The sequence below is a fragment of the Nesterenkonia sp. E16_10 genome, assembly GCF_017347085.1.
Taxonomy (GTDB): domain Bacteria; phylum Actinomycetota; class Actinomycetes; order Actinomycetales; family Micrococcaceae; genus Nesterenkonia.
Genome location: NZ_JADPSA010000039.1, coordinates 1 through 21704, shown reverse-complemented (window position 1 = coordinate 21704; position 21704 = coordinate 1). Strand labels below are relative to the sequence as shown.

The following is a 21704-nucleotide window of genomic DNA, read 5'->3' as shown; positions in this document are numbered from 1 at the left end:
GTGGAGCGCGGACCCGCGCCGCAGAGCGTCAGCTCCAGCCGGTCACCTGAGCGAAGACCAGGAACAAGATGGCCGTCAAGGTCCAGAGGCCGAACAGCGGCAGGTAGAACCGCAGCCACTTCTCCCAGCGGACACCACCGATGGCCAGGGCGGCCATGAAGTACCCCGAGGTGGGGTAGAGGATATTGGTGAGACCATCCCCGAGCTGGAAGGCCAGCACGGCGGTCTGCCGGGTGACCTCCAGCAGATCTGCGAGCGGGGCCATGATCGGCATCGTGACCACCGCCTGGCCCGAGCCTGAGGGCACCACGAAGTTGAAGCCGGTCTGCACGGCGAACATGCCGACGGCGGCGAGTTCACCGGGCATCCCGCTGACCGCGGTTCCCAGAGAGTGCACGATCGTGTCGAGGATCTGGCCGTCTTCCAGGACCACGGCCACGGAACGGGCGACGCCGACGATGATGGCGGCTTCGAGCACGCTGCGCATGCCCTCGGAGAAGGAGGCGGAGATCGCCGAGGGGTTCAGCCCGCTGACCAGGCCTATGATCAGCATCATCAGCAGGAACATCCCGGCCATCTCGATCATGAACCATCCCTGCGAGGAGACGCCCCAGATCGTGACGCCGAGGACTGGCACCGAAAGCAGCAGCGACACCTTCTGCCGCCCGTTCATCCGCTTCGCCTCACCTTCGGCTCCGGAGGCATAGAGGCGCTGCTTCTCCAGCTCCTCCTGCTCCCCGTACACCAGGCTCTTCGCGGGGTCCTGCTCCACGCGACGGGCGTAGCGGATGACCCAGAACGAACCCAGGGTGATCATCACCAGGAAGAGCGCCCCGCGCAGCCCCGCACCGGAGAAGGTTTCGATGCCAGCGATCTGCTGGGCCAGGCCGGTGTTGATGGGATTGAGCACACCAGAGGTGAAGCCCGCCGTGGTGCCGACGAGCGCGATGGCCACCGCCACCATCGAGTCGTACCCCAGAGCGATGATGACCGGAATGAGCACCGGAATGTAGACCAGCGCCAGTTCCTGAGTGCCGATGAGGGAGGCCAGGGCGGCGAAGACCGTGATCAAGTACCGGGATCAGCAGCAGTCGGCGATTGGCGAAGGCCCGAAGCAGCCGGTCCAGCGCGTTCTCGATGATCCCGGTGCGCCGGATGACCATGAACACGCCACCGATGATGAAGGTGAAGAACACCACCTCCCCGGCATCGACGAGACCGCGGGGGACCGCGGTCGCGAAATCAAGGAACGACGTCGGCGTCGCCTCTGCCGGTCCATAGGAGTCCGCATCGATGACCTCTCGCCCGTCTGGACCTTCCACGCGCTCGAACTGGTTCGCGGGGATGACGTAGGTCGCCAGGGCGGCCAGCGCGGAGAGGACGAAGAGAATGACATAGACGTGAGGCATCTGGAAACCGCGTCTGACGGTGCGTGCCGGCGTATCTGTTGCGACCATCCCCGAGACGTTACGGAGCTGGTGTTTCGCGCGTGTCACGACCGGGTGACCTCACGCTGGACCGGTCTGGTTCACTCCCAGGCGACACGCGAGCGGGTCGAGAGGGCGTCGTTTTCTCGGGCCGTGGCCGGCCGTGTGGGACAGCGAGCTATCGGGAGTTCGCCTTCCCGCGCATCCCGGGCGTCTGCTTCCAAAGATGGTCTGTCGCCGCGGCCGGTTCCAGGGATTCGGGGGAACCGGTTGCTGGGGCAGAACCGCCGAGTGCCAGCCAGTGGGCCTCGATCCTCCGGTCCCGTGGGTGGCGCAGCACCAGCTCCACGGCGCTTCGTGCGCTCGAGAAGGCATCATTCGTCGACTCGGTGAAACGCCTCCCTGCGACGAACTGCGGACCGTGTGCCCGATCTGACTCCAACGCATTGACATGCGCCGCGCGTGCATCCATGTACCGCTGCAGCGGCAGCAGGGAGCTTCTGGTGAGCAGCAGACCCTGCCGACACGGGACGCCGCGCCGCAGAGCGAGTTCCAGCAATCCTTCACTCATCTTCAGCTGGTGCTCATCCTGCCATCGGAGGCCTTCTACCTCAGCGGGGTCCTTCGCACCCAGAAAGCGCTCCGGGAACTGATCGGTCCAGCGGATCCTGGCGAAGGGTGCTATCAGTCGAATCATGAGTCAGCGTTCCTTACTATGATCCGTTGTGGATCAGGTCAGCGCGGCCCTCGCAGGTGGGGTCTTGTAGGGGGCCGATGTGCCGGTGGGTATCCGGTGTCCGCGTCCATGGGGGTGCTCCTGAAGCTCAGTGCCTCGGCATTGAGGTGTTGCTGGTGCAGTGCCGCTCGTTCCCGAGGCCTGATCGCAACACTCCTCTCCCTGGGAGAGTGAGTCAAGGGCAAGGCCGCGGGAGGCGCCCCCACCGGGGTGGGGTGCAGCTAGGGGGCCGGCTTCCCGTTCTCGTCCGAGCGGGTCAGTCGGTCGGCTTCGGAGGTTTCGGCGAGTATGCGCTCTTCAAGGCCCGGAGGTGGGGGCTCCTCCCGCCAGGCGACCCCCGTCGCCTTCATGCGCGCGGCGGTGGCACGCAGCTCTGCGAGCTCTGCATCGATCGAAGGGTCTGCTGCCCGGGCGCGGTCGAACTCGCGCCTCTCCTCGTCACTGAGATCCCCTGCCAGCGCCCCGGCGAGGAGCTCCTCGCGACGTGAAGGCGTTTCTGTCATCGTGCGCCACTACTTCCCAATGCTGTCCGCATAGATCTCAACCCGTAATACATCCGCGTACGCAATGTCGCGACCGGGACCCCGGTCTGTTCCGACAGGTCCTGGTAGCTTCCACCGTGCAGCTGTACGGCGGCGATCACCTGACGGTGTTCAAAGGTCAGCGTAGCGAGAGACTCATAAAGGGCCAACCGCTCGACTATCTGAAGGTCCTCCGTGACAGGCTCACTGGCCCGCTCGATCTTCCCCGCATCAGAGGGCTCGGGGCGCCGGGCGCGAGATCTCAGCGCATCGATGACGAGGTTTCGTGCGATCGCGAACAGCCAGGTCCGCACCGAGCCGCGCGAGCTGCTGTACCGCTCTCGGCTGCGCCAGGCACGAATGAAGGTCTCCTGCACGCAGTCTTCGGCCTCGACTCGATCCCCCAGGGCGTTGAGCGCGAAGGAGAACAGCACTCTGCCGTGCGCGGCATAGGCTTCTTCAGCATTGAACGTCATCTCAGTCTCTGCACGCATGAGGAGCGCCTCCTCGAGGGGCCAGTGGATCCAGCGCACAGGCGGCGTCCACGCCCAAGCTGCTCTTCGCGGTGGGTGCAACAAGCATAGAAACGGTTCCTCGCTGCTCTCAGGGTCGTGTCCGGTGCAAAGAGACTCTCTGAGGGCGACTTGGTGATTCAGCTTTGGATAGGCAGTACTTGAACAGTCAACTGTGATTTCGTTCCTCCGTGAAGGGACCTTGGTCCCGTACCGGCCGTGCCTGGGACCTTGCCGCCAGGGCTCTGGGACGGGGTCAGGGTTGTTCTAGCGGATGGGCCCCGGCTGATCACTGAGCCGCTCATCCTGGAGGTCTGGGACAACCATGACTGGACCGGCCGCCCGCAGGAGCACCCCGCGGGACACCGATCCCAGAAGCTTGCCGCTCAGTGGTCCCCTGCCTCGAGTGCCGACCACCGTCAGCTGTGCCTCATGGGTGGACGTGCTCAGTCGGGCCACAGGATCCCCTGGCTTGACCGAGGTGGTGGTGGCTAGCCCGGGAAAGTGGCTTCTCAGCCATGCCGCCTCTGCCTGAAGCGAGCTCTCCAGCTGTGACTGTCTCCGGCTGATGGTGTCTTGGTCGAGTGGGTCCAGATCCGGGTACCAGTCCAACCATCCCTCCAGCGAGGGCAGCGTCATCAGGAGGTGCAGCGGCACGCCACGGTCTTGGGCCGCTCGGGCCGCATGCAGCGCGGCGACGCGGCTGTGGGAAGAGCCGTCGATCCCCACGGTCACTGGACGCGGGTCTGCCTGAGGGGCGAAACGGGCAGATCCTTCCGCGACGTGGATCGCGTACTGCCGTGGCACCACGACGGTGGGGCAGTGCGAGTGGACCGGCAGAGTGGAGGCCACCGATCCCAGGATCGTCCCGAGGAGTCCGCCGCGTCCCCTGGCTCCGAGAATCGCAAGCTCTGCGGCGGTGGAGAGTTCCGCGAGCACGGCGGCGGTGTTGCCCTGTTCGACTCGGTAGGTGACCCTGCCGGGGTAGGCCTGCAGGTATCTCCGGGCATCATTGAGGACTATTCCTGCCGCGTCGACGGCGGCCTGGGTCTCGGACTTCTGCGGCAGCGCACCCAGGGTGGTGTAGACGGGGATGGGGCCGCTGACGGCGGTGATCACGGTCAGCTCGCGTCGGCTGCGTTGGGCTTCCAGCGCCCCGTAGTGCAGGGCCAGAAGGGACTGGGTGGAGCCGTCGAAGCCGACCAGCACACCTAGGTCCTGGGACGCGAGGTGGAAGGCGCGGGGTCGGGGAGCTGAGTGAGTATCGATGTTCATCTCTTGCCTCCGTGAGGGGGAGAAGGTTGTTGTCAGGGAAGGGCTCGCCGGTTCCGTGGATCGTCGAGTCTGGTGACACGGCCCGAAGCCAGCTCTGAACTGCTTCTTCGGGGACAGCGCTGCGTCGTGGACGCCGGGGTGGAGGCTGCTCAGGGAACCGTCGTTGCTGCAGCCGGTTCGGCGTACGGCTCGGGAGGGGCCCGCCTGGGTCGCTTCTCGTAGAAGTCCAGGAGCTGCGCGCCAAGGCCGAAGAACACCATCGCCAGCCACACGACGATGTTGAGCCACGGAACATGCAGCGCGACGATCAGGATCAGCCCGCCCACCAGTGCCATGACCACAGGGCGCTGAGAGTCCCGGAACACCAGTCGCCCGATGGCGTAGGAGCCGTAGACGAAGGTCGCCAGAGTCATCAGCACCCAGACCAAGATCCCAGCCAGGGCCAGCGGGGCCCCGATGATGGTGATCATGAGAAGCAGGAGCGCCACCGGTACCGCGACCGCCGCCACGAATCCCACCAGGAGCGCCTTCCACGGAGAATGCCTCAGCTGGTTCGTCACCTCCGTGAGTCGGCGCGGGAACACCAACGTGGCGACCAACGTGATGAGGCTCAACGCGACCAGAGCGTAGAGCAGTCCGAGCGCCCAACCGAGGAAGACGCCCCAGGGCGAGGGCTCTGGCTCAGGGGCCGGATCGGGGGCGATGCGCTCGATCGAACCAGCCACCGCGCCGTCAGCGATCGAGGCGCTCCGGTCGCTGTAATAGGTCACGTCTCCACCGACGGACCCATCGATGGAGAAGCCTTCGGCGCTGATCACCAAGTCTCGCTCGATGCTTCCGTCGATGCTGACCTCCCCGGCAGCACCGACGAGATCGGCTCCGAGGGACCCCTCCTCGGTGAGATTCACACTGGCGGCGAACACCGTGCCGCTGCGTTCCACCTCACCGCTGATGACCACATCCTGGGCTGCAAGACGCAGGTTGCCATCGACTGTGCCGGTGATGGTGATCGTCTGTGCCGCCACGATGACGTCGCCGGTGACATCACCGCTGATCGTGACGTTCTGTCCGGCGACGTAGACATCACCCTGGATCGTGTCCGAGACGTCGATGACGGAACCGCTGTAGAACTGTGGTCCCTCGCCATCGTTTTCTGGCGCCGCGCTGGAGGTCGAACTGGGTGTCGAGGGTGAGCTGATCGGGGTCGACGCTGCACCGAAGGCCCCTGCCGCAGACCCGAGGAGCAGGACTCCTGCCATCAAGGTGCTGGCGATCAGGCGACCGGGCTTGGTAGGTGCGCTCATGGTTGGTGCCTCTCTCAGGCCATTGGGGTGAGTCATTGCGCGGACCTTGAGAGGCCCGTGCGCTTGAGACACCACGGTGCTGCGGGAAGGCCACGGAACGGAGCATCCTCGTCGACCTTCTCCGACCTCATTCTGTGGTGGAGAGCAAAGCCTGTGTAGGGCCTTTAGTCTCACCAGCCGTGGGGCGGGGAAGAGCCCGAGGGTGGGGGTCTAACCTGCGGAGTCTCCGACGCCCATCGTGGCGCCGTAGACGGCGACCTGGGTGCGGCGGTCCATCCCGAGCTTCGCCAGCAGCCCTGAGACGTAGTTCTTCACGGTCTTCTCCTTCAGGCCCAGGCGGTGTCCGATCTGCCGGTTGGTGAGTCCCTCTGTGATGAGCCCCAGAACCTGGTTCTCCCGCAGGGTCAGGTCAACCAACGGGGCGCGCGTGGACTTCTCCCGAGCCGCCGCCTGCGCCTGCTTGGTGAGGGAGGAATGCACCCGCTGGGCCAGGTCGCGGGTCACCAGGTTCTCGCCCTGAGAGACTCGAAGGATCGACTCGATCAGATGCCGGCCTTGGATGTTCTTGAGCACGTAGCCCGAGGCGCCGGCGACCACGGCAGCGATGCTGGCGGCGTCGTCGTCGTAGGCGGTGAGGATCAGGCAGTGGATCTCCGGGTGGGCCGAGCGGATCCGGCGGCACAGCTCTATGCCGTTGCCGTCGGGCAGATGGACATCCAGCACGGCGACGTCGGGCAGGGTGGCTTTGACTCGGGCGAGCGTTCCGCGTGCGGTGGCGGATTCCCCCACGACCTCCAGGCCTGGTTCGGCGTCGATGAGCCCGGCGATGCCGTTGCGAACGATCTCATGGTCATCGACGAGGAAGACACGCGTTGATCGGGTCATGTGAGCCTCGGAGAGTTGACCGGGGCGTGCCAGCGGCTCCGGGTTCCTCCGGAGCTGCGGGGAGAGAGTTCGTAATCCCCTCCGTGGGCCTGCGCCCTGGCCCTGAGGTTCCTGGTGCCGCTGTTGAGCACCGCGTCCGGGGAGATTCCTGCCCCGTCGTCGTCGATGGTGATCGTGATCTGGCTCTCTGTGGCGCTGACCTCGATCCAGACGGCCTCGGCGTGGGCATGGCGCGCGACATTGCTCAGTGACTCACGAAGGACAGCGACGGCGTCATCGGCGAGGGAATCCTCCAGGATCAGGTCCACGGGTCCGGTGAACGTCAGACGCGGAACCGTGGAAAGCGTGGGTGCCAGTTCGGAGACGACCTCGAGGAGCCGGTGTCTGACGTTCTTCTCCGGCGCTTGAGTCTGCAGCGCGAAGATCGCGGTGCGGATATCGGCGATCGCCGCGTCGATCTGTGCCACGTGGGGTTCCAGTCGGGCTGCCTGCTGCGGATGTGCTGATGCCAGCGCCTGCAGCCCCATCCCGGCCCCGAAGAGCCTCTGGATCACATTGTCGTGAAGGTCTCGCGCGATGCGGGCGCGCTCTTCGACCATCTCCAGGTGCTGTCGGTCCACCCGCGCCCAGGCCAGGGCGACGGCGAGACCGGCCTGGGTGGCGAACTCTGTGAGCAGCTCGAGATCATCTGTGCTGAAGCGCGGTTCGCTCGCGGAGCGGGTGGCGCACAGGGCGGCCACCCGGTCCCCGGCGACGACGAGGGGCACCGCGATCATCGACGCACTGGGGATATCCTCGGCAAACGGAACCGGTTCGTCTGCCTCCAGGGGAGTGATTCCTGGCTCTCCATTCATCGCGCGTGAGAGGACACAGTCCATCCACGGAACCGAGGCGCCCTCAAGCCGAGCCGCGCGCACTCCCCGCGCGGTATCGACGTAGAGCGCCTGGCCCACAGCTTCGGAGACCACGACGCTGACCAGCTGCGCACCGGTGAGCGAGACCACGCTCTCGGCGAGGACCCCGAACGCCTCGTCGCCATCCGCGTTCAACAGCTTCGCCGCGACCTCGCCCAGCGCGGCACTGAGCTCCTGCGCCCGGCATGCTCGTTCGTACAGCCGTGCATTGTTGATCGCTGTGGCAGCCGTCGCCGCCAGCGCCTGGACCAGAGCCTCATCGTCGGCGGTGAATGACTTCTCAGTAGAATTGGTGAGATAGAGGGCGCCATAGGTGCCGCCGCGGATCATGATGGGCACACCGAGGAACGCCTGCATCTCAGGGTGTCCCAGCGGCGGGCCCACGGAGCGAGGGTCCTCAGACAGGTTCCCGATCCTGATGGGCTCGCTCCCGGTCAGGACGGCGCCGAGAACACCCAGTCCGCGTGGCGGGGCGCCAATGCGTTCGACGAGCTCTGGGGACATGCCCACGTGGAAGAACCGCTCTAATGTCCCATCGTCGTCGACCACGCCGAGGGCAGCGAACCGGGCGTCCACGAGGGTTCGCGCCGACTCTGCGAGATGGTGGAGAACCTGGTCGAGGTCCAGGTCCTCTGTCACGAGCTGGCTCGCCTCGAGCAGGCCCAACAGGCCGTGATGGTCCGTCAGGAAGCGGTCACTTCGGGCCGCGTCAGCGTGGTTCGTCGTGCTCGCCTCGTCGACCGGCCGATCAGGGAACTCTGGAACGGGAGGGTGATCGAACATGGGAGACGGCCTCGTTACTGCCATCAGGGCGTATCCGGTGCGAGGTCGCCCTGAGGGCGATTTTTCGATCCATGACTTTGCGGGACGGTGCCCCTCGACTACAGCACTGAACCGCTGCTGAAGGGAAGCGTCTGGGGCCGACTGGGGTCCTAGGTGCTCAGCCTTGCGCCGTAGACAGCAACCTGGGTGCGGCATGTCATGCCCAGCTTCGCCAGCAGTCCAGAGACGTAGTTCTTGACGGTCTTCTCCTTCAGGTTCAGCCGCTGCCCGATCTGACGGTTGGTGAGACCTTCCGTGATCAGTGCCAGGACCTGGGTCTCACGCAGGGTCAGCTTCACCTGCGGGTCCCGACTCGAGTGTTCCTGCGATGCCGCCTGGGTCTGCTTGGTCAGGGAGGAACGCACCCGGTTGGACAGTTCGCGGGTGACCAGGGTCTTGCCTTGGGAGACCTGGAGGATGGACTCGACCAGGTGTCTGCCCTGCACATTCTTCAGCACGTAGCCCGAGGCGCCGGCGACCACGGCGGCGATGCTGGCCGCGTCGTCGTCGTATGCGGTGAGGATCAGGCAGGGGATCTCCGGGTGCGCCGAGCGGATCTGCCGGCAGAGCTCTATCCCGTTGCCGTCGGGCAGATGGACATCCAGCACCGCGACGTCGGGCAGTGTGGCGGTGATCCGTGCGAGGGCTCCGCGTGCGGTGGCGGATTCGCCGACCACTTCCAGACCTGGTTCGGCGTTGATGAGCTGGGTGATGCCGCGACGCACGATCTCGTGGTCATCGACGAGGAAGACCCGGGTCATGCGAGCCTCTGGGCATTCACCGGGGCATACCAGTGGGCTCGCGTGCCTCCGGAGCTGCGCGAGGTCAGCTGGAAGTCGCCGCCATGAGCGCGGGCCCTGGCGCTCAGGTTCTTGGTCCCGCTGCGGCGGGACAAGGAGGAGGAGAGTCCCAGGCCGTCGTCCTCGACGGTGATGGAGACCTGGGTTTCTGCGGCGTTGATCTCCACCGAGACGGTCTCAGCATGGGCGTGGCGTGCGACATTGGTCAGTGACTCTCGAAGCACGGCGACGGCGTCGTCGGCGAGGGCGCCTTCAAGGATCAGGTCGACGGGACCGATGAAGATCAGACGGGGAATCGTGGAAAGCCTGGGAGAGAGTTCAGACACCACCTCCAGGAGACGATGCCTGACATTCTGCGTGGCTGCCTGAGTCTGGAGCGCGAAGATCGCGGTGCGGATGTCAGCGATCGCGGCGTCGATCTGGGTGACGTGTGTTTCGAGGCTGGCTGCCTGGGCGGGCCGCGCTGATGCCAGGGCCTGCAGCCCCAGTCCGGTGCCGAAGAGCCGCTGGATGACGTTGTCGTGAAGGTCCCGGGCGATGCGGGCTCGTTCTTCGACCATCTCCAGTCGCTGCCGGTCCACTTGGGACCAGGCAAGCGCCACAGCGAGACCGGCCTGGGTGGCGAACTCTGTGAGCAGCTCAAGGTCACCCTTGGTGAAGAGGGATTCCCCTGCGGAACGGGTGGCGCACAGGGCGCCGACCCGGTCTCCGGAGATGACCAGAGGCACTGCCATGATGGAGGCGCTTGGGACATCACCGATGAAGGGAGCCGGCGCCTTCCCGTCCATCGGCGTGATGCCGGGCTGTCCCTTCATCGCGCGGGAGACGACGGAGTCGGTCCACGGCATGGTGGTGCCTTCGATCGTGGAGGCGCCCTCTCCTCGAGCCGTCTCGACATGGAGTTTGCTGCCCACGGCCTCGGAGACCACGACGCTGACCAGTTGTGCCCCGGTCAGGGACGCAACGCTCTGGGCAAGCACGCCGAAGGCGTCGGTATCGGGTGATGCCAGCAGTGCGGAGCTGACCTCACCCAGTGCGGCGCTGAGCTGCTGAGCACGTCGCGCCTCGCCATAGAGCCGTGCATTGTTGATCGCCGTCGCCGCGGCCGTCGCGAGCTCCTTGACCAGTTCCTCGTCCTCTTGGGTGAAGGGGCCTCCTGATCGGTTCGTGAGGTAGAGATTTCCGAAGGTCTCACCGCGGATCTCGATGGGCACGCCCAGGAAGGTGTCCATCGGCGGGTGATGCTTGGGAAAGCCGACTGCTCGAGGGTCTTTGTTGAGGTCCGTGAGTCTGATCGGGCATGAGGTGTCGATGACGGCGCCAAGGACCCCGTGGCCCTCGGGAAGATGACCGATCTGCGCCACCAGCTCGTCCGGCATCCCCACGTGGATGAACTGCTCCAGCTGACCTTCGGGATCGATGACTCCCAGTGCGCCGTACTGTGCATCCACCAGGGTGAGTGCGGATTCGGCGATCTGACGCAGCACGTTCGAGAGGTCCAGTTCGCCGGTGACCAGGAGGCTTGCCTCCCAGAGGCTGCGCAGGCCGGGCTGCGCTTCTGCCATCCGGTGATCTTGCGCGTCCACCTGCGGATGCGAGTTTCGGCGGTCAGCTTCCGGCCTGGGTGCTGAATTTGAACGTGGAGCGGACACAGTTAAACCCTTCATTATACCAAATAGCCATACGGTGTATTTTGGGTATTTAAGGAAGAATTCAGAATTTTGGAATTGTGATGCGGGTAGTTCACGGGATTGCTCCCTGGGGGTTCAGGTGCTGGTTCGAGATTCCAGCCGGGGCTGCCATCTCGATCGTGGTCCCATTATGTCTGGCGGACCCTCCGGAGAGTCTTCGAAATCACGCGCTGTATTGATCGAGAAGACTTCACTAGGGTCCTTAGACTCTACTTCGACTGGTGCGCAAACGCATACGGTCCGCTTATGACTCCTTCACGCGAAGCAAGTGAGACCCGCACGCCGGCTGTTCTGGTCGGGATCGATGGTTCGGAAGACAGCGAGCGAGCTTTTCGAGCAGGGCTGCGGATGGCGCAGCGCCGTGGGCTGTCGCTGAGGTTGGTGGGCACCTTCGCCCGCCCGGTGATGAGTGACGCCTACGCCGTCCCGATGATGGGTGAGTTCGTCGAGACGGCGCTCAAAGAGACCCAGAAGATGCTCGACGGTTATGCCTCACAGGCGGAACAGTCGGGGGTTGAGGTCAGCACCCACGCGGTCGAAGGCGACCCGGGTGCGACATTGGTCGATGAGAGTCGCTTCGCCGAGCTGGCGGTCGTGGGCAAGCGTGGGCGGAACAGATTCGCAGGTCGTGTTCTGGGCAGCGTGTCTGCCAAGCTGTCCGCGCACGGGAGCTGCCCGACCCTGGTCATCCCGGCCCAATGGGAGAGCGAGTCCACCGAGGAGCTGCTTGCCCCATCGCAGGAGCACCCGCTCGGAGATGGGGTGGCGGCCGAGCCCGTGACTCAGGTGGAGGAGTCCGCCCCGCGAGAGCATTCCCGTCGAGAGTTCGCCAACGTGGCGCAGGAGCTCAACTTCGACTCCGAGGTCGTCGTCGGCGTGGACAGCTCCTCGGGCCAGGTGGTGGACCTGGCGGCGCAGACCGCGCAGCTGTTGGAGCGGCCCCTGACCCTGGTGTCGGCGGCTCCGCTGAATGCCAAGGGTCATTGGTACCCCAACACCGTCGAACATAATCTCGAGCTCCCGAATCTGCGTCGGCCCTATATCGAGAACCTCCAGAAGCTGGTGCTCGACGTGGCGGAGAAGTTCCCGGCGCTGAGCGTGCGGTGGCAGTTCTTCGATGGCTCACCAGCAGGGGTGCTCTCCGAGGCGTCCAGGACCGCCGAGCTCGTGGTGATCGGCACCCGAGGTCATGGCGGATTTGCGGGCCTGCTGCTGGGCTCGGTGAGCCAGGCAGTCCTGAACCGTGCGGCCTGTCCCGTCCTGGTCGTTCCGACCTCAAAGGTCGAAGGCTCACGCAGGAAGCCACGAGTCGGGGCCACCCAGGCCGGTGCATGAGCGCCTCGGTCCACAAGATGGAGCTCTGCTCGACGGCGGGCTCGAGGTCAAGAGCCGCCCGCTGCGCGCCCCTGGAGATGTGAAGGCTGTAGAAAGAGAGATCGGATGATGCTGTTTGAACATGCGGAGAACGAGCCTGTGCTCACCCTCGATGCTGACCAGATCTGGAGTCTTCTGAAGACCGCCGGTCACGGGAGGCTTGTCCTGGTGGTGGGGTGGAGGCCAGACATCTTCCCGATCAACTATGCGGTGGCCCCCGACCGCACCCTGATCTTCCGGACCGCGCCGGGGACCAAGCTGGCCGAGCTGGCGATCAATGAAAAGGTGCTGTTCGAAGCGGATCAGATCTTCTCGGACGAGGCTTGGTCCGTGACGGTCCGCGGAGAAGCGCATTGGCTTCAGAATTCGGCGAACATCGAACAGGCAGAGGCGTTGGGTCTGCGGCCGTGGGTGCCCACCGTGAAGGATCACTACGTGAGCATCACTCCTACGGAAGTCAGCGGCCGACACTTCCAGTTCGGCCCCCATCCGGAACGCGAGCTGGGAGAGGGCTCCGAGGGCGGCTGATTTACCATCGCTGTCGCGCTGGGTGCGCAACATCTAGCTGATTCAGTGCCGCATGTGGTCCGGTCGATGACTGCCCGCCAGGGGCGGGCGTTCGAGATCGGCGATCGCACCTCCTGAGTGATGGATGACGCCGGTGAGACCTGCGAGCTGCGCCATCTTGCGCTGCCGAGTGGCTCCAGTGCCCTGGGTCAGGAAAAGCTCCAGCCCGGAGCGGACCAGTTCTTCGTCGCCGAATTCGACCAGGTAGGGCCACGCCTGATTGAACGCCTGCCACACCACCACCTCGGCGGGGACCGGAGCGCCGGTGAACGGGTCGAGCAGCCGAGTGGTGAGACCGAACTTCGCGGCCTGCCAGTGAGCGACGTCCAGGAGCTCAGGTTCAGGTTGAACCCGAGAAGGCTGGTCGATCGCGGCGCAGACCAGCGCTCGGATCAACGTCGCAAGCACCACGGCATCGAGCGTCTGCAGCTGCACGTCGCAGGCTCGAATCTCGATCGTCGGATGAAGCTGCGAGAGCCGGGCCAGCCAACTGATGCCACCGCGGTCGGCCACCACATCGGAGCTCACCAGAGCATCGATCCGGTTCTGGTAGTCGGTGAAATCTCGGAAGGCCGGTGGCACTCCGTTGACCATCCAGCGCCGGTAATGGATGGATCGCCAGCTGGCGAAGCCGGAGTCGAGGCCCCGCCAGAAGGGCGAGTTGGCGCCCAGTGCGGTCAGCAGCGGAAGCCACCGGCGAATCCCGTTCAGTGCTCGGATCCCGGTCTCGGGGTCTGGGACGCTGACGTGGACGTGCATCCCATTGATGTATTGATCCGCAGCAATCCCTGGTGCCAGCTCCGTCATCTGGAGGTACCGGGGGTCATTGCTGACCGCGGCGCCGAATTCCGCAATGGTGGGGGCGGTTCCGATGGGCGCGGCGATCAGTCCGAACCCTTCCGCCACGGATGCGAGGTTCTGTCTGAACCTCAGCAGAGCCGTGGTGGCAGCTGGGGCGTCCCGCAGCACCGCAGAGGCGTGCTCGACCTGACAGGAGAGCCACTCCTGGGAGGTCACGCCCCGGCCGGGCCTGATGCCCTGCAACGCGTTGGACTGGTGCACGGTCGGGGTGGCGGGCAGCATCAGCTCCCGATCGATGAGCAAGAACTCTTCCTCGATCCCCATGGACACCGCGGGGGAGCGACGGGCGAAACCCTCAGGCACGGCTCGGGACCAAGGGCGCGGGGGAACGGGGGGAGCGTCTTTGGCAGCACTCGAACGCCGGACTCATCGGCGGCCTGCTCAGGAGGGGGATGAGGTCGAGGTGCAGGGAGGAAGGTGTCACAGGGAGCTCCTGTCCGTGTGGTGCCTGAGTGGTTCAGTGCCGGCGAATCTCGAGGCGGTGATGGACGTCGTGCCTGACCTGTGATCCTCATAGTTGAAGCCCTCAGCCATGGCCCGCTTCTGGTTCTCTGGCTCCACCGTCGTACGATTTCGACGAGCTGTGCAGGGCCATTGGTCCTGCGCAGGTCGACCCGCGCCCACACCCGCGCCAGTCACCCGCTGGGTCGATCCGCTCTCTGCTGCCTGGCCCGGCGGCAGCAACCCGGACGCCTGCCCTGCGGACAGTATTTAGCGACCTGACGGGTCTGACGCCCCTGGGCAAGAAGTCCCGCATGACGGGTCGTGTTGAGGCGGTTGTCTGCGATGTTCCGGAGATCCTTCTGGGCCTGAATCCTCCGGGCGCCAGGCTGGAGGATGTCGGGCAGCCTGCCTCGGATATCGACTACGTCCTGGATGGATTCGCCAGGCGGGCACCCTCCAGCATGTTCTGCATTGCTGTCCGGCTTGCTGGAGGGGTGCCACGAGGCCAACGATGACGGTGTCAGAGGGTCTCCCTCGCGCGGGCGCCGTGGGAGCTCTCACGTTCTGCGAACGCGGGGTCGTCCGTGAAGGACTTGATCCGGGCCACCCGGTAGATGATGAGCGCATAGATCGCCTTGGCGGTGATGTCAGCCAAGGAGTAGCCGATCTGTTTGCCGACCCAGGCGTCCGCTCCGGAGACGTCGAGCATCGGCAGCAGGTAGGCCACGGGATAGACCGCCCAGCTGCCCAGCAGGAGCCAGCGCAGGTTGCTCAGCGAGCGACGTACGCCCGCCGGCTGCAGGTCGAGCGAGGCCGTCAGCTCGATGAAGAGCACGTAGAGGATGTAGAGGAAGGGGATCATCGAGAGTCCGAAGAAGACTCCCCGGACCAGATTGTCGTCGCTGATCTCGCCCGGGTAACCCAGCGCGATCATCAGTATCGCTGCCGGGACCAGTCGCCACAGCAGCCTGGACTGCAAGGCGCTGGCCAGTGCTAGGACCGCGATCAGTTCGACCAGAAGCAGCGGCACCGTCAGCAGCCAGTCCACGTACCGGTAGCCCTCGTTGAACGAGGCGCCCGCGGCTTGGGTGTAGATCCCATCGCCACCGACGGCGTCCGTGACGAACGCTTCCTTGAAGGAGTCGAAGATGCGGAAGTAATGGTAGGCCGCGATTCCGCAGACCACGATGGCCACGGTGATGGCCTGCCGGTAGCGGGGAAGGATCCGGGGCAGGCAGATGAGCAGGAACAGGGCGGTGAAGAGCTGCGAGGCGATGACCAGGGACAGGAAGTTATAGACGGTGTCGAACTGTCCCTGGGTCAGAGATTCGGGTATCACGGGTTCTCCATCCGGAAGGCCGCGCTCCACTCTGCAAGCCGCGGCAGTGCTTTAGTGGGTATATTAGATACTAAACTATATGAGGGTGATCCGACAACGGCCTGTCGTAGGATCAGGCAGAAGAAGATGACCGAGCCGACAGCGCACCTGCCCTGGTCTCGACAGGAGGACAGATGGCCCAGAATCAGCACGACAGGCACTTACTGACAGGCTTCCCTGATGCTGCCATCCACCTCCTCAGGGCTCTCGAGGAAGAGAGGCAGCGCCTCGCTGAGGAGCATGCCCTCTCGACGACCGACCTCCGAGGCCTCTTCCGCATCGCCGAGTCGGGAGATCTGACTCCTAAGGAGCTGGCTGGCCATCTCGCTTTGACCGGCGGGGCAGCCACCGGCATCTCAAGACGCCTCATCGCCGCAGGGTTGCTGCAGCGCGTCACGCACCCGGAGGATCGGCGCAGTGTGCGACTGCAGCTGACCGGCGAAGGGCACCGGACCATCTCGGCGATCCACGCCGACTTCGTCGCCATGGTCGATCGAGCTACTCAGGGGCTCTCGCAGGAGGATGTGGCGACTGCGACCGATGTCCTGTGGCGGGTCACCGGCGCCTTGTGGGAACGGCGGTCCGCGCTCCGCGCTCCCGGGCGCTCCCTCCCGACCGACTCCGCCTGAGACGTGCTGTCTCAGGAGCTTGTTTTGATCCTTGGACTCGGCTCTTCAAGCCCTCTGGTCTGGCACAAGACTGCCAGCAGGAACGTCGTAGGGTGAGTTTATGGGTACTCCCGACTTTGTCCTCGAGCTGCGTGAAGACGTGGGGCACAAGGAGCTCTTCCTGCCCGGAGTGACAAGCGTGGTGGTTCGCCGGCAGGATGCGAACGGGCTGGCTCTCGATGAACCGGAGGTGCTGGTGGTCCAGCGATCAGACAATGGGTGGTGGAGTGCCATCTCCGGCATTCTCGAACCCGGCGACTCTCCGGCGTCAGGCGCGTTGCGCGAGGTTCAGGAAGAGACCGGAGTCCACGCGCGAATAGTCAGGGTTGCGGGAGTATCGGCGGCCGCGCCGTCGGTCTACCCCAACGGGGACCGGTGTCGATTCGTGGACATCGCGTTCGAACTGGAGTGGATCTCGGGAACTCCGTACGTGGGTGATGATGAATCGATGAAGGTTGGGTGGTTCCCCGCGAGCGCACTTCCCGAGCCGTTTGTCGAAAGTCACCGGGAGCGGATCGAATGGGCGCTCGAGGCAGGGGCCCCAGCCCGGTTCTAGGTCAGTGGGGGATGCGGGCCCTGCGTTCCAGGTGGGAAGGCGCAAAGGGGTCCCCGTCAGAGAGCCTCAAGTGAACAGGAAAGCTCAGGATCAGCGCATATGCGCGTCAGGGTGCTGCGGCCAAGCTGCGCCATGCTGGGATTCGAGGCTTCGTAGTACCAGACCAATCCCATGGCCTGCTGAAAGGCCCAAGCAGCGCCTCGCTGCCACTCGAGATGACCAATACCAAGGGCTTCACGGAAGACGTATCGCGCCTCAGCGTCGAAGAGATGCCACGCCACGATCAGGTCCAGCGATGGATCCGCGGCGGAGAAACCGCCGGTATCCAGAACTCCGGCGAGTTGGCCCTCGTGCAGCAGGATGTTCGCCGGAGTGAGGTCTCCATGCGTCATGGCATCTGGTTGTTCTCGAGAAAGCCTCCGGAAACCAGCCCATAAGGTTCTCAAGCGAGGTACGTCGAGTACTGTCGAGCTCTTGAAGAAGCACCTCTCCATCCACTGGTCGGAATTGGCCAGCTCTCCGCCGCGTCCTGTCCCCTCGAAGCGTCGACCCTTCAAAGGAGCCGATCGGAAAGCGTGGACAAGGTTGGCCACCTCCTGGGCAAGCCCAGAAGAGTCGGCAGAGATTCGAGGTGTTGCGACGTCGCCGGGAAGCCAGGAGTGTATGCTCCACGGAAACGGATACTCACGGCTGGGACGACCAGTCGCTATCGGCATGGGCGCTGGGGCGGGGGAGAGCTCAGCAAGCTCCCACATCGAAAGTGTCTCCCGTTCAAGCTCTGCAACGAGGTCTGTCGCGCTTGAGGCTCGACGTCGAAATCGCGCCGCCCGGGTGGCTCCTATCCGGAAGATCGCGTTCTCTGTCCCAGCTCCGGGGAGTGGCTCGACGGTTTCGCCACTCCAATCCGGGAACTGATCCAGGATCAGCTGCTGGACCGTCGGCACACTGATCTGGATCTCGCCGTGGTGCATCGTCATGGGAGACGGGCGATGACCACCAGCACCCCAGCCCCCTGGCCCACGGGCTCGGAGTGAAATCCGCCAAACACGTCCTGGACGACTAGACCAGCACCCACCAGCAGGGCGCGGACCCGATCGTGTGAGCGGAAACGGATTCGCGAGCGTTCAATGTTCTCTGTGCCATCCGGCGCCACCTCGTGGGCGCCGAAATCCACAAGACCCAGCTCTTCGTCGACATGTGTCGTCTGGTACCAGTGCTGAACCTCCCCCTCGGGGAGACGGACGGTTCGGCGAGAACGCTCTTTGGTCCATGCTTCCCAGCCGCGGGCGTCCGGGTCGCGGGTATCGAACGCCAGGCGACCCCCGGGTGTCAGGTGTGCGGCGATGTCGCGCAAGGACTGGGCCAGCTCGGTGTCGTCGAGGATCGCTTGGACCACGTTGGCCGACATGATCGCGACGTCGAAGCTGGTTCCAGTTGGAATGGAATGTGAGGTGCCCTCGATCCAGCACACCCGGTGAGCGCCGGGCTTCGACCGAGCCGCCTCGAGGGAGGATCGGTCTGGGTCGATGCCCACCATGTCGCATCCTGCTTCTGCCGCAGCGCGAGTGATCCCACCGGTTCCACATCCCAGGTCAAGGGCACGGGCACCGGGCATCGAGGTGAGGAATCGGAGGAAGAAGTCGTCACTCGGACCCCAGTCATTGACCGCGTCGTAGAGGTCCGAGGCGTGATTCGTCGTCATCGAGTCAACGCTAGCGGCTGAGTCAAGGGGTCTGCAGTGGGTTCCTCTTTGAGGCGTCACGATGAACCGGTGGCAATCAGCTCCAGGCGCGGGCCCTGATGCACCGCCAGGTATATACGATCACGGAGGAGATTCGCCTCGGAGTCGGTCATGGTGCGGTGCAATGGGCGCAGCACGATTCGTACTAGTGCGTTGACCTGGTCCCGCCTGAGGCCAAGCCGCGTCCTGGCCGACTCGGGGAGCGCTTCGTAGCCGGTGCGCGCCGTGACCGTGACGGCTTCGACGTCGTCGACCCTCTCCGCCATTGCCTGGCGGATGCGATCACCGATCGTCTCGTCGTCATCATCCGCGCCGATGACGATTGAGATATCCCGACTCATCGCAGGCAGGGTCGAGATCGGTCTCCACGGTTCGAGGTTGGTCATCTGATCCTGGATGCGCGGATCCGCAGAGCGCAGCACCCGGATGTCGTCGATTCCCTTCCGGAGCATCAACGCCCGGTCCAGACCCATTCCTAGTGCCAAGCCGCCCCAGCGAGTCGGATCAAGCCCCGAGGAGGCCAGGAGAACGGGGTCGATGAGCCCGCACTCTGCGAGTTCGAGCCACTCGCCGTTGACCAGTACATCGAGCTGCTGCCCAGCCTGGGTGTAAGGGTGAACGGCGGGAACCGCGCGCCACGGTGTTCCTGGCAGCACCGCCTCGACGATGGTGCCGAGCATGTGATCGATGTCCTCCGGGGTGAGCCGGCCTCCGGAGGAGATGCGCCAGAGGTCGACCTGATGGGGTTCTCCCACGTGGGTGCGGTCGATCGCGTCGCGTCGATACACCAGCCCCGGAAGAACCAACAATTCATCGAGGCTGGCAGTGGTGTCCAGTGACCGCAGCAAGGGTGGGATCGAGGCGGAGGTGTGGCTGCGCAGCATCACCGTGGAACTGACGTATCGGGAGTACCGGGTCTCGCGGGTGATCGCGCCCGCGTCGAAACCCAGCCGGTCGTAGTTGTCTTCCACCGGCACCAGGGGGCTGACTCGCAGCCGCTGCGCGGGGATCTTCCACGTGTCGCGGAGCGCCTCAACGATGCCGTCCAGGAGTTCCTGCATGGCATGAAGCCCCGCGGTGGGATCGGTGAGGTCGCGAATCTGGAGCGCCGAAGTAAGTTGTTCGGGGGAGAGGTAGGAGGGCATAGCGGGTCCTTAGAGCTCAGGTGGGGTGGGGAGATTCCCTCAGCCGACCTGTCGTCAAGGACCTGGCTACATGTGTGCGCTCAGCCCAAGACGGCCGGTTGCCGGCCGAGGGCTGATAAATCGCGGGTCCATGTGCATTCCTCCAAGGTAATGACGCGAGCAGGGAATGGCAATCGTCGAACGGCGATGGGAGAGAGCCGGGACGATCGCGGGATAGCGTCGTCACATGGATCATGAGCAGCCTCTTGCTGGCGGAAACGCCAGTGGCCCGGTCTACCGCGTGGGGTCGACGGTGCGGAAGCCATGGACGGAGGCCAGCTCGAGCGTGTTGGACTTCATGGCGGCCGTCAAGGACGCCGGAGTGGATGTTCCCGCGGCCCTCGGAAGAGATAGCCGAGGCAGGCAGATGACGGAGTTCGTTCCGGGAGAACCCGCGATCGACTCCGATCCGCTGACGGACGCGGAGCTGGCCCGAGTCGGTGGAATTGTGCGAGCGATCCACGACGCCAGCCAGACCTACACGCCTGCGCCGTCTGCTGTGTGGCACACCGGGATCGCGTCTCCAGGAGATGAGTTGGTCTGTCACAACGACCTGGCGCCGTGGAATCTCATCCTCGGGCCGCGATGGACCTTCATCGACTGGGATGCATCTGCACCGAGCACTCGTCTTTGGGACCTTGCGTATGCGGCCCAGACGTTCACGCTCTCCGATCCAGAGCAGCCACCAGAGGACGCCGCCCGGAGGCTGGCCGCACTCGTCGGTGGCTACGACGCCGACGAGGAGCTGCGTGCCGCGCTGCCCGCGGCCATGAGCCAACGGACTGCCGCGATGTTTCACCTCTTGAGGAGCTCGAATGAGGTGGGCATCGAACCGTGGGGATCGATGTTCGAAGAGGGTCACGGAGACCACTGGGGCGCCGTCACCGACTATGTCCGGAACCACCACGCGGTATGGTCACGAGCACTCGATGAGTGACGGCGGACGAGGACGGGGAGGTGCCAGGAGTGGATCGGAATTCCATAGGGAGCGCCATCGAGTACGGCGGTGGTGCTCTCCTATTGGTGCTTTCGCTGGTCGCGGTGATCTCTGTTGTCAGGTCTCCGGTTCACAGTGTTAAGGCCAAGATGCTCTGGGCGGTGTTCGCCGTCGTCATACCTCTTGCAGGACCGGTCGTGTGGTTCTTCGTTGGACGCGAGACTGCGGAGCAGAAGCGTCTGCGGGCACCAGCACACTAGTGCGGGGTTGGCGGCCTCACGAGATATCGGACTCGAGGATCGACATGTAATGCACGTCCACCCACTGATCCTCGAACCACAACGCGTCCCGCCCGGTGCCCTCGTGAGTGAAGCCGACTTTTTCGTAGACGTGTCGAGCACGTGGGTTGAAATCATAGACTTCGAGCGAGATTCGATGCAGACCTAGTGATTTCAAGGCGTATCGGATGGTCATCCGAGTCGCCTCGGTGCCTAGACCCCTCCCGCGCCCCTGTGGGCCGATGAGCGTTCGGAACCCGCAGGAACGGTTTCCCTCGTCCCAGTCGTTGAGCACTACTTCACCGACCATGGCATCGGTGTTCTGATCGATCACCGCGAGCACGAGGCGGTCATCTGCGGTGCTCCACTGCCGGTAGGTCCCGCGAAGGGTCTCCAGAGACCACGGTGAGGGCTGGGGTGCGCTGGTGTGAACGGAGCCCGTCAGGACCGCGATTTCAGGATCTTGGAACAGTCGGTGGATGACCTCGGCGTCGTGGCCCTGGATTGGGCGCAGTCGCACCAGGTGCCCGTCCAGCGTGGGTTTGTGGCTGAAGATGGTTTCCACGTGGAGAGTATTCCACGGCTCGTGGCGATCTTCTCGGAGAGCTCAAATCCCTATACTCACGGCCATCCCGGGGGCACTTCTCTGCGCTGAGCTCTGCAGCGTCAGGCGTCTGGCCTCGAACGGTGTTCTTTCGCCCATCGCGCCTTCGAGGACCGCGGCAGGTTGGGTTGCCCCCGGAAGTAGGTCCACGCGTTATGCGGGCCGCGGTTTCTTCAATGGGTACAGATTTCAGCATACTCAGCCGGGCTGCGGTACCCGAGCGCT

The 21704-nt window shown here is 64.7% G+C and carries 22 protein-coding genes and 1 pseudogene; 6 read left to right on the top strand and 17 right to left on the bottom strand.

Annotated elements, in window-relative coordinates; translation table 11 throughout:
- Positions 1–28: 28 nt before the first annotated feature.
- The 11 genes and pseudogenes from I2487_RS12585 to I2487_RS12540 form a co-directional block, all read right to left on the bottom strand.
- On the bottom strand, positions 29–1072 hold the full coding sequence (locus I2487_RS12585; protein ID WP_207170081.1) for a YfcC family protein: 1044 nt from the start codon (positions 1070–1072) through the stop codon (positions 29–31).
- Positions 1073–1085: 13 nt separating this feature from the next.
- A pseudogene (locus I2487_RS15890) lies at positions 1086–1409 on the bottom strand (YfcC family protein); the annotation flags it as partial.
- A 196-nt stretch (positions 1410–1605) separates the two neighbouring features.
- Complete coding sequence (locus I2487_RS12580; protein WP_207170080.1) at positions 1606–2124, bottom strand: hypothetical protein; 519 nt, start codon at positions 2122–2124, stop codon at positions 1606–1608.
- Between the two features lie 260 nt (positions 2125–2384).
- Positions 2385–2666 (bottom strand): hypothetical protein, encoded by a 282-nt coding sequence (locus tag I2487_RS12575; RefSeq protein ID WP_207170079.1) that lies wholly within the window; start codon positions 2664–2666, stop codon positions 2385–2387.
- Positions 2663–3178 carry a sigma-70 family RNA polymerase sigma factor gene (locus tag I2487_RS12570; protein WP_207170078.1) on the bottom strand — a complete coding sequence of 172 codons (516 nt, stop codon included), beginning with the start codon at positions 3176–3178 and terminating at the stop codon, positions 2663–2665. Before I2487_RS12570 ends, I2487_RS12575 begins: the two co-directional genes overlap by 4 nt.
- 285 nt (positions 3179–3463) lie before the next feature.
- Positions 3464–4471 carry a universal stress protein gene (locus I2487_RS12565; RefSeq protein ID WP_207170077.1) on the bottom strand — a complete coding sequence of 336 codons (1008 nt, stop codon included), beginning with the start codon at positions 4469–4471 and terminating at the stop codon, positions 3464–3466.
- A 149-nt stretch (positions 4472–4620) separates the two neighbouring features.
- Positions 4621–5775 (bottom strand): polymer-forming cytoskeletal protein, encoded by a 1155-nt coding sequence (locus I2487_RS12560; protein WP_207170076.1) that lies wholly within the window; start codon positions 5773–5775, stop codon positions 4621–4623.
- Positions 5776–5985: 210 nt separating this feature from the next.
- A complete protein-coding gene (locus I2487_RS12555; protein WP_207170075.1) occupies positions 5986–6660 on the bottom strand; it encodes a response regulator in 675 nt (224 codons plus the stop codon).
- The gene (locus tag I2487_RS12550; protein WP_207170074.1) at positions 6657–8357 is read right to left on the bottom strand and encodes a sensor histidine kinase; all 1701 of its coding nucleotides are present in this window, start codon (positions 8355–8357) and stop codon (positions 6657–6659) included. Before I2487_RS12550 ends, I2487_RS12555 begins: the two co-directional genes overlap by 4 nt.
- A gap of 149 nt (positions 8358–8506) precedes the next feature.
- Positions 8507–9157: a response regulator gene (locus I2487_RS12545; protein ID WP_207170073.1), complete on the bottom strand. Its 651-nt coding sequence runs from the start codon at positions 9155–9157 to the stop codon at positions 8507–8509.
- The gene (locus tag I2487_RS12540) at positions 9154–10761 is read right to left on the bottom strand and encodes a sensor histidine kinase (protein ID WP_207170072.1); all 1608 of its coding nucleotides are present in this window, start codon (positions 10759–10761) and stop codon (positions 9154–9156) included. Before I2487_RS12540 ends, I2487_RS12545 begins: the two co-directional genes overlap by 4 nt.
- A 372-nt stretch (positions 10762–11133) precedes the next feature.
- Here I2487_RS12540 and I2487_RS12535 point away from each other — a divergent pair, with 372 nt between their 5' ends.
- Together I2487_RS12535 and I2487_RS12530 are read left to right on the top strand one after the other, a co-directional pair.
- Positions 11134–12222: a universal stress protein gene (locus I2487_RS12535; RefSeq protein WP_207170071.1), complete on the top strand. Its 1089-nt coding sequence runs from the start codon at positions 11134–11136 to the stop codon at positions 12220–12222.
- Positions 12223–12330: 108 nt separating this feature from the next.
- Positions 12331–12789 (top strand): pyridoxamine 5'-phosphate oxidase family protein, encoded by a 459-nt coding sequence (locus I2487_RS12530; protein WP_207170109.1) that lies wholly within the window; start codon positions 12331–12333, stop codon positions 12787–12789.
- Positions 12790–12831: 42 nt separating this feature from the next.
- On the opposite strand, the gene I2487_RS12525 is transcribed toward I2487_RS12530, so the two are convergent.
- Together I2487_RS12525 and I2487_RS12520 are read right to left on the bottom strand one after the other, a co-directional pair.
- Complete coding sequence (locus I2487_RS12525; protein WP_345941429.1) at positions 12832–13992, bottom strand: carboxylate-amine ligase; 1161 nt, start codon at positions 13990–13992, stop codon at positions 12832–12834.
- Between the two features lie 661 nt (positions 13993–14653).
- Positions 14654–15472, bottom strand: a complete 819-nt coding sequence (locus I2487_RS12520) for a bacteriorhodopsin (protein ID WP_207170070.1) — start codon at positions 15470–15472, stop codon at positions 14654–14656.
- Between the two features lie 173 nt (positions 15473–15645).
- On the opposite strand from I2487_RS12520, the gene I2487_RS12515 reads away from it, so the two are divergent.
- Entirely contained in the window at positions 15646–16140 is a 495-nt protein-coding gene (locus I2487_RS12515) for a MarR family winged helix-turn-helix transcriptional regulator (protein WP_207170069.1), read from the top strand.
- Between the two features lie 100 nt (positions 16141–16240).
- Positions 16241–16735, top strand: a complete 495-nt coding sequence (locus I2487_RS12510; protein WP_207170068.1) for an NUDIX hydrolase — start codon at positions 16241–16243, stop codon at positions 16733–16735.
- A gap of 56 nt (positions 16736–16791) precedes the next feature.
- On the opposite strand, the gene I2487_RS12505 is transcribed toward I2487_RS12510, so the two are convergent.
- The 3 genes from I2487_RS12505 to srmL are packed head-to-tail and all read right to left on the bottom strand — an operon-like array spanning position 16792 to position 19621.
- Positions 16792–17706, bottom strand: a complete 915-nt coding sequence (locus tag I2487_RS12505) for a phosphotransferase (protein WP_255546360.1) — start codon at positions 17704–17706, stop codon at positions 16792–16794.
- Positions 17707–17708: 2 nt separating this feature from the next.
- Entirely contained in the window at positions 17709–18437 is a 729-nt protein-coding gene (locus I2487_RS12500) for a class I SAM-dependent methyltransferase (protein ID WP_207170066.1), read from the bottom strand.
- 56 nt (positions 18438–18493) lie between these two features.
- The gene (gene srmL, locus I2487_RS12495) at positions 18494–19621 is read right to left on the bottom strand and encodes a PheS-related mystery ligase SrmL (protein WP_207170065.1); all 1128 of its coding nucleotides are present in this window, start codon (positions 19619–19621) and stop codon (positions 18494–18496) included.
- Positions 19622–20027: 406 nt separating this feature from the next.
- Between srmL and I2487_RS12490 the strand changes: the two genes are divergently transcribed.
- The gene (locus tag I2487_RS12490; protein ID WP_345941428.1) at positions 20028–20597 is read left to right on the top strand and encodes a phosphotransferase; all 570 of its coding nucleotides are present in this window, start codon (positions 20028–20030) and stop codon (positions 20595–20597) included.
- Positions 20594–20857, top strand: coding sequence for a PLDc N-terminal domain-containing protein (locus I2487_RS12485; RefSeq protein ID WP_207170063.1), 264 nt, complete (start codon positions 20594–20596; stop codon positions 20855–20857). The genes I2487_RS12490 and I2487_RS12485 overlap by 4 nt, the downstream gene beginning before the upstream one ends.
- A 16-nt stretch (positions 20858–20873) precedes the next feature.
- On the opposite strand, the gene I2487_RS12480 is transcribed toward I2487_RS12485, so the two are convergent.
- On the bottom strand, positions 20874–21440 hold the full coding sequence (locus I2487_RS12480; protein ID WP_345941427.1) for a GNAT family N-acetyltransferase: 567 nt from the start codon (positions 21438–21440) through the stop codon (positions 20874–20876).
- Positions 21441–21704: the final 264 nt, after the last annotated feature.

What these genes read in the sequence shown, in the direction of transcription:
- I2487_RS12580 (WP_207170080.1), bottom strand. Translation starts at nt 2,124, where the DNA reads ATGATTCGACTGATAGCACCCTTCGCCAGGATCCGCTGGACCGATCAG.
- I2487_RS12575 (WP_207170079.1), bottom strand. Translation starts at nt 2,666, where the DNA reads ATGACAGAAACGCCTTCACGTCGCGAGGAGCTCCTCGCCGGGGCGCTG.
- I2487_RS12570 (WP_207170078.1), bottom strand. Translation starts at nt 3,178, where the DNA reads ATGCGTGCAGAGACTGAGATGACGTTCAATGCTGAAGAAGCCTATGCC.
- I2487_RS12565 (WP_207170077.1), bottom strand. Translation starts at nt 4,471, where the DNA reads ATGAACATCGATACTCACTCAGCTCCCCGACCCCGCGCCTTCCACCTC.
- I2487_RS12560 (WP_207170076.1), bottom strand. Translation starts at nt 5,775, where the DNA reads ATGAGCGCACCTACCAAGCCCGGTCGCCTGATCGCCAGCACCTTGATG.
- I2487_RS12555 (WP_207170075.1), bottom strand. Translation starts at nt 6,660, where the DNA reads ATGACCCGATCAACGCGTGTCTTCCTCGTCGATGACCATGAGATCGTT.
- I2487_RS12550 (WP_207170074.1), bottom strand. Translation starts at nt 8,357, where the DNA reads ATGTTCGATCACCCTCCCGTTCCAGAGTTCCCTGATCGGCCGGTCGAC.
- I2487_RS12545 (WP_207170073.1), bottom strand. Translation starts at nt 9,157, where the DNA reads ATGACCCGGGTCTTCCTCGTCGATGACCACGAGATCGTGCGTCGCGGC.
- I2487_RS12540 (WP_207170072.1), bottom strand. Translation starts at nt 10,761, where the DNA reads ATGGCAGAAGCGCAGCCCGGCCTGCGCAGCCTCTGGGAGGCAAGCCTC.
- I2487_RS12535 (WP_207170071.1), top strand. Translation starts at nt 11,134, where the DNA reads ATGACTCCTTCACGCGAAGCAAGTGAGACCCGCACGCCGGCTGTTCTG.
- I2487_RS12530 (WP_207170109.1), top strand. Translation starts at nt 12,331, where the DNA reads ATGCTGTTTGAACATGCGGAGAACGAGCCTGTGCTCACCCTCGATGCT.
- I2487_RS12515 (WP_207170069.1), top strand. Translation starts at nt 15,646, where the DNA reads ATGGCCCAGAATCAGCACGACAGGCACTTACTGACAGGCTTCCCTGAT.
- I2487_RS12510 (WP_207170068.1), top strand. Translation starts at nt 16,241, where the DNA reads ATGGGTACTCCCGACTTTGTCCTCGAGCTGCGTGAAGACGTGGGGCAC.
- I2487_RS12505 (WP_255546360.1), bottom strand. Translation starts at nt 17,706, where the DNA reads ATGCACCACGGCGAGATCCAGATCAGTGTGCCGACGGTCCAGCAGCTG.
- I2487_RS12500 (WP_207170066.1), bottom strand. Translation starts at nt 18,437, where the DNA reads ATGACGACGAATCACGCCTCGGACCTCTACGACGCGGTCAATGACTGG.
- srmL (WP_207170065.1), bottom strand. Translation starts at nt 19,621, where the DNA reads ATGCCCTCCTACCTCTCCCCCGAACAACTTACTTCGGCGCTCCAGATT.
- I2487_RS12490 (WP_345941428.1), top strand. Translation starts at nt 20,028, where the DNA reads ATGACGGAGTTCGTTCCGGGAGAACCCGCGATCGACTCCGATCCGCTG.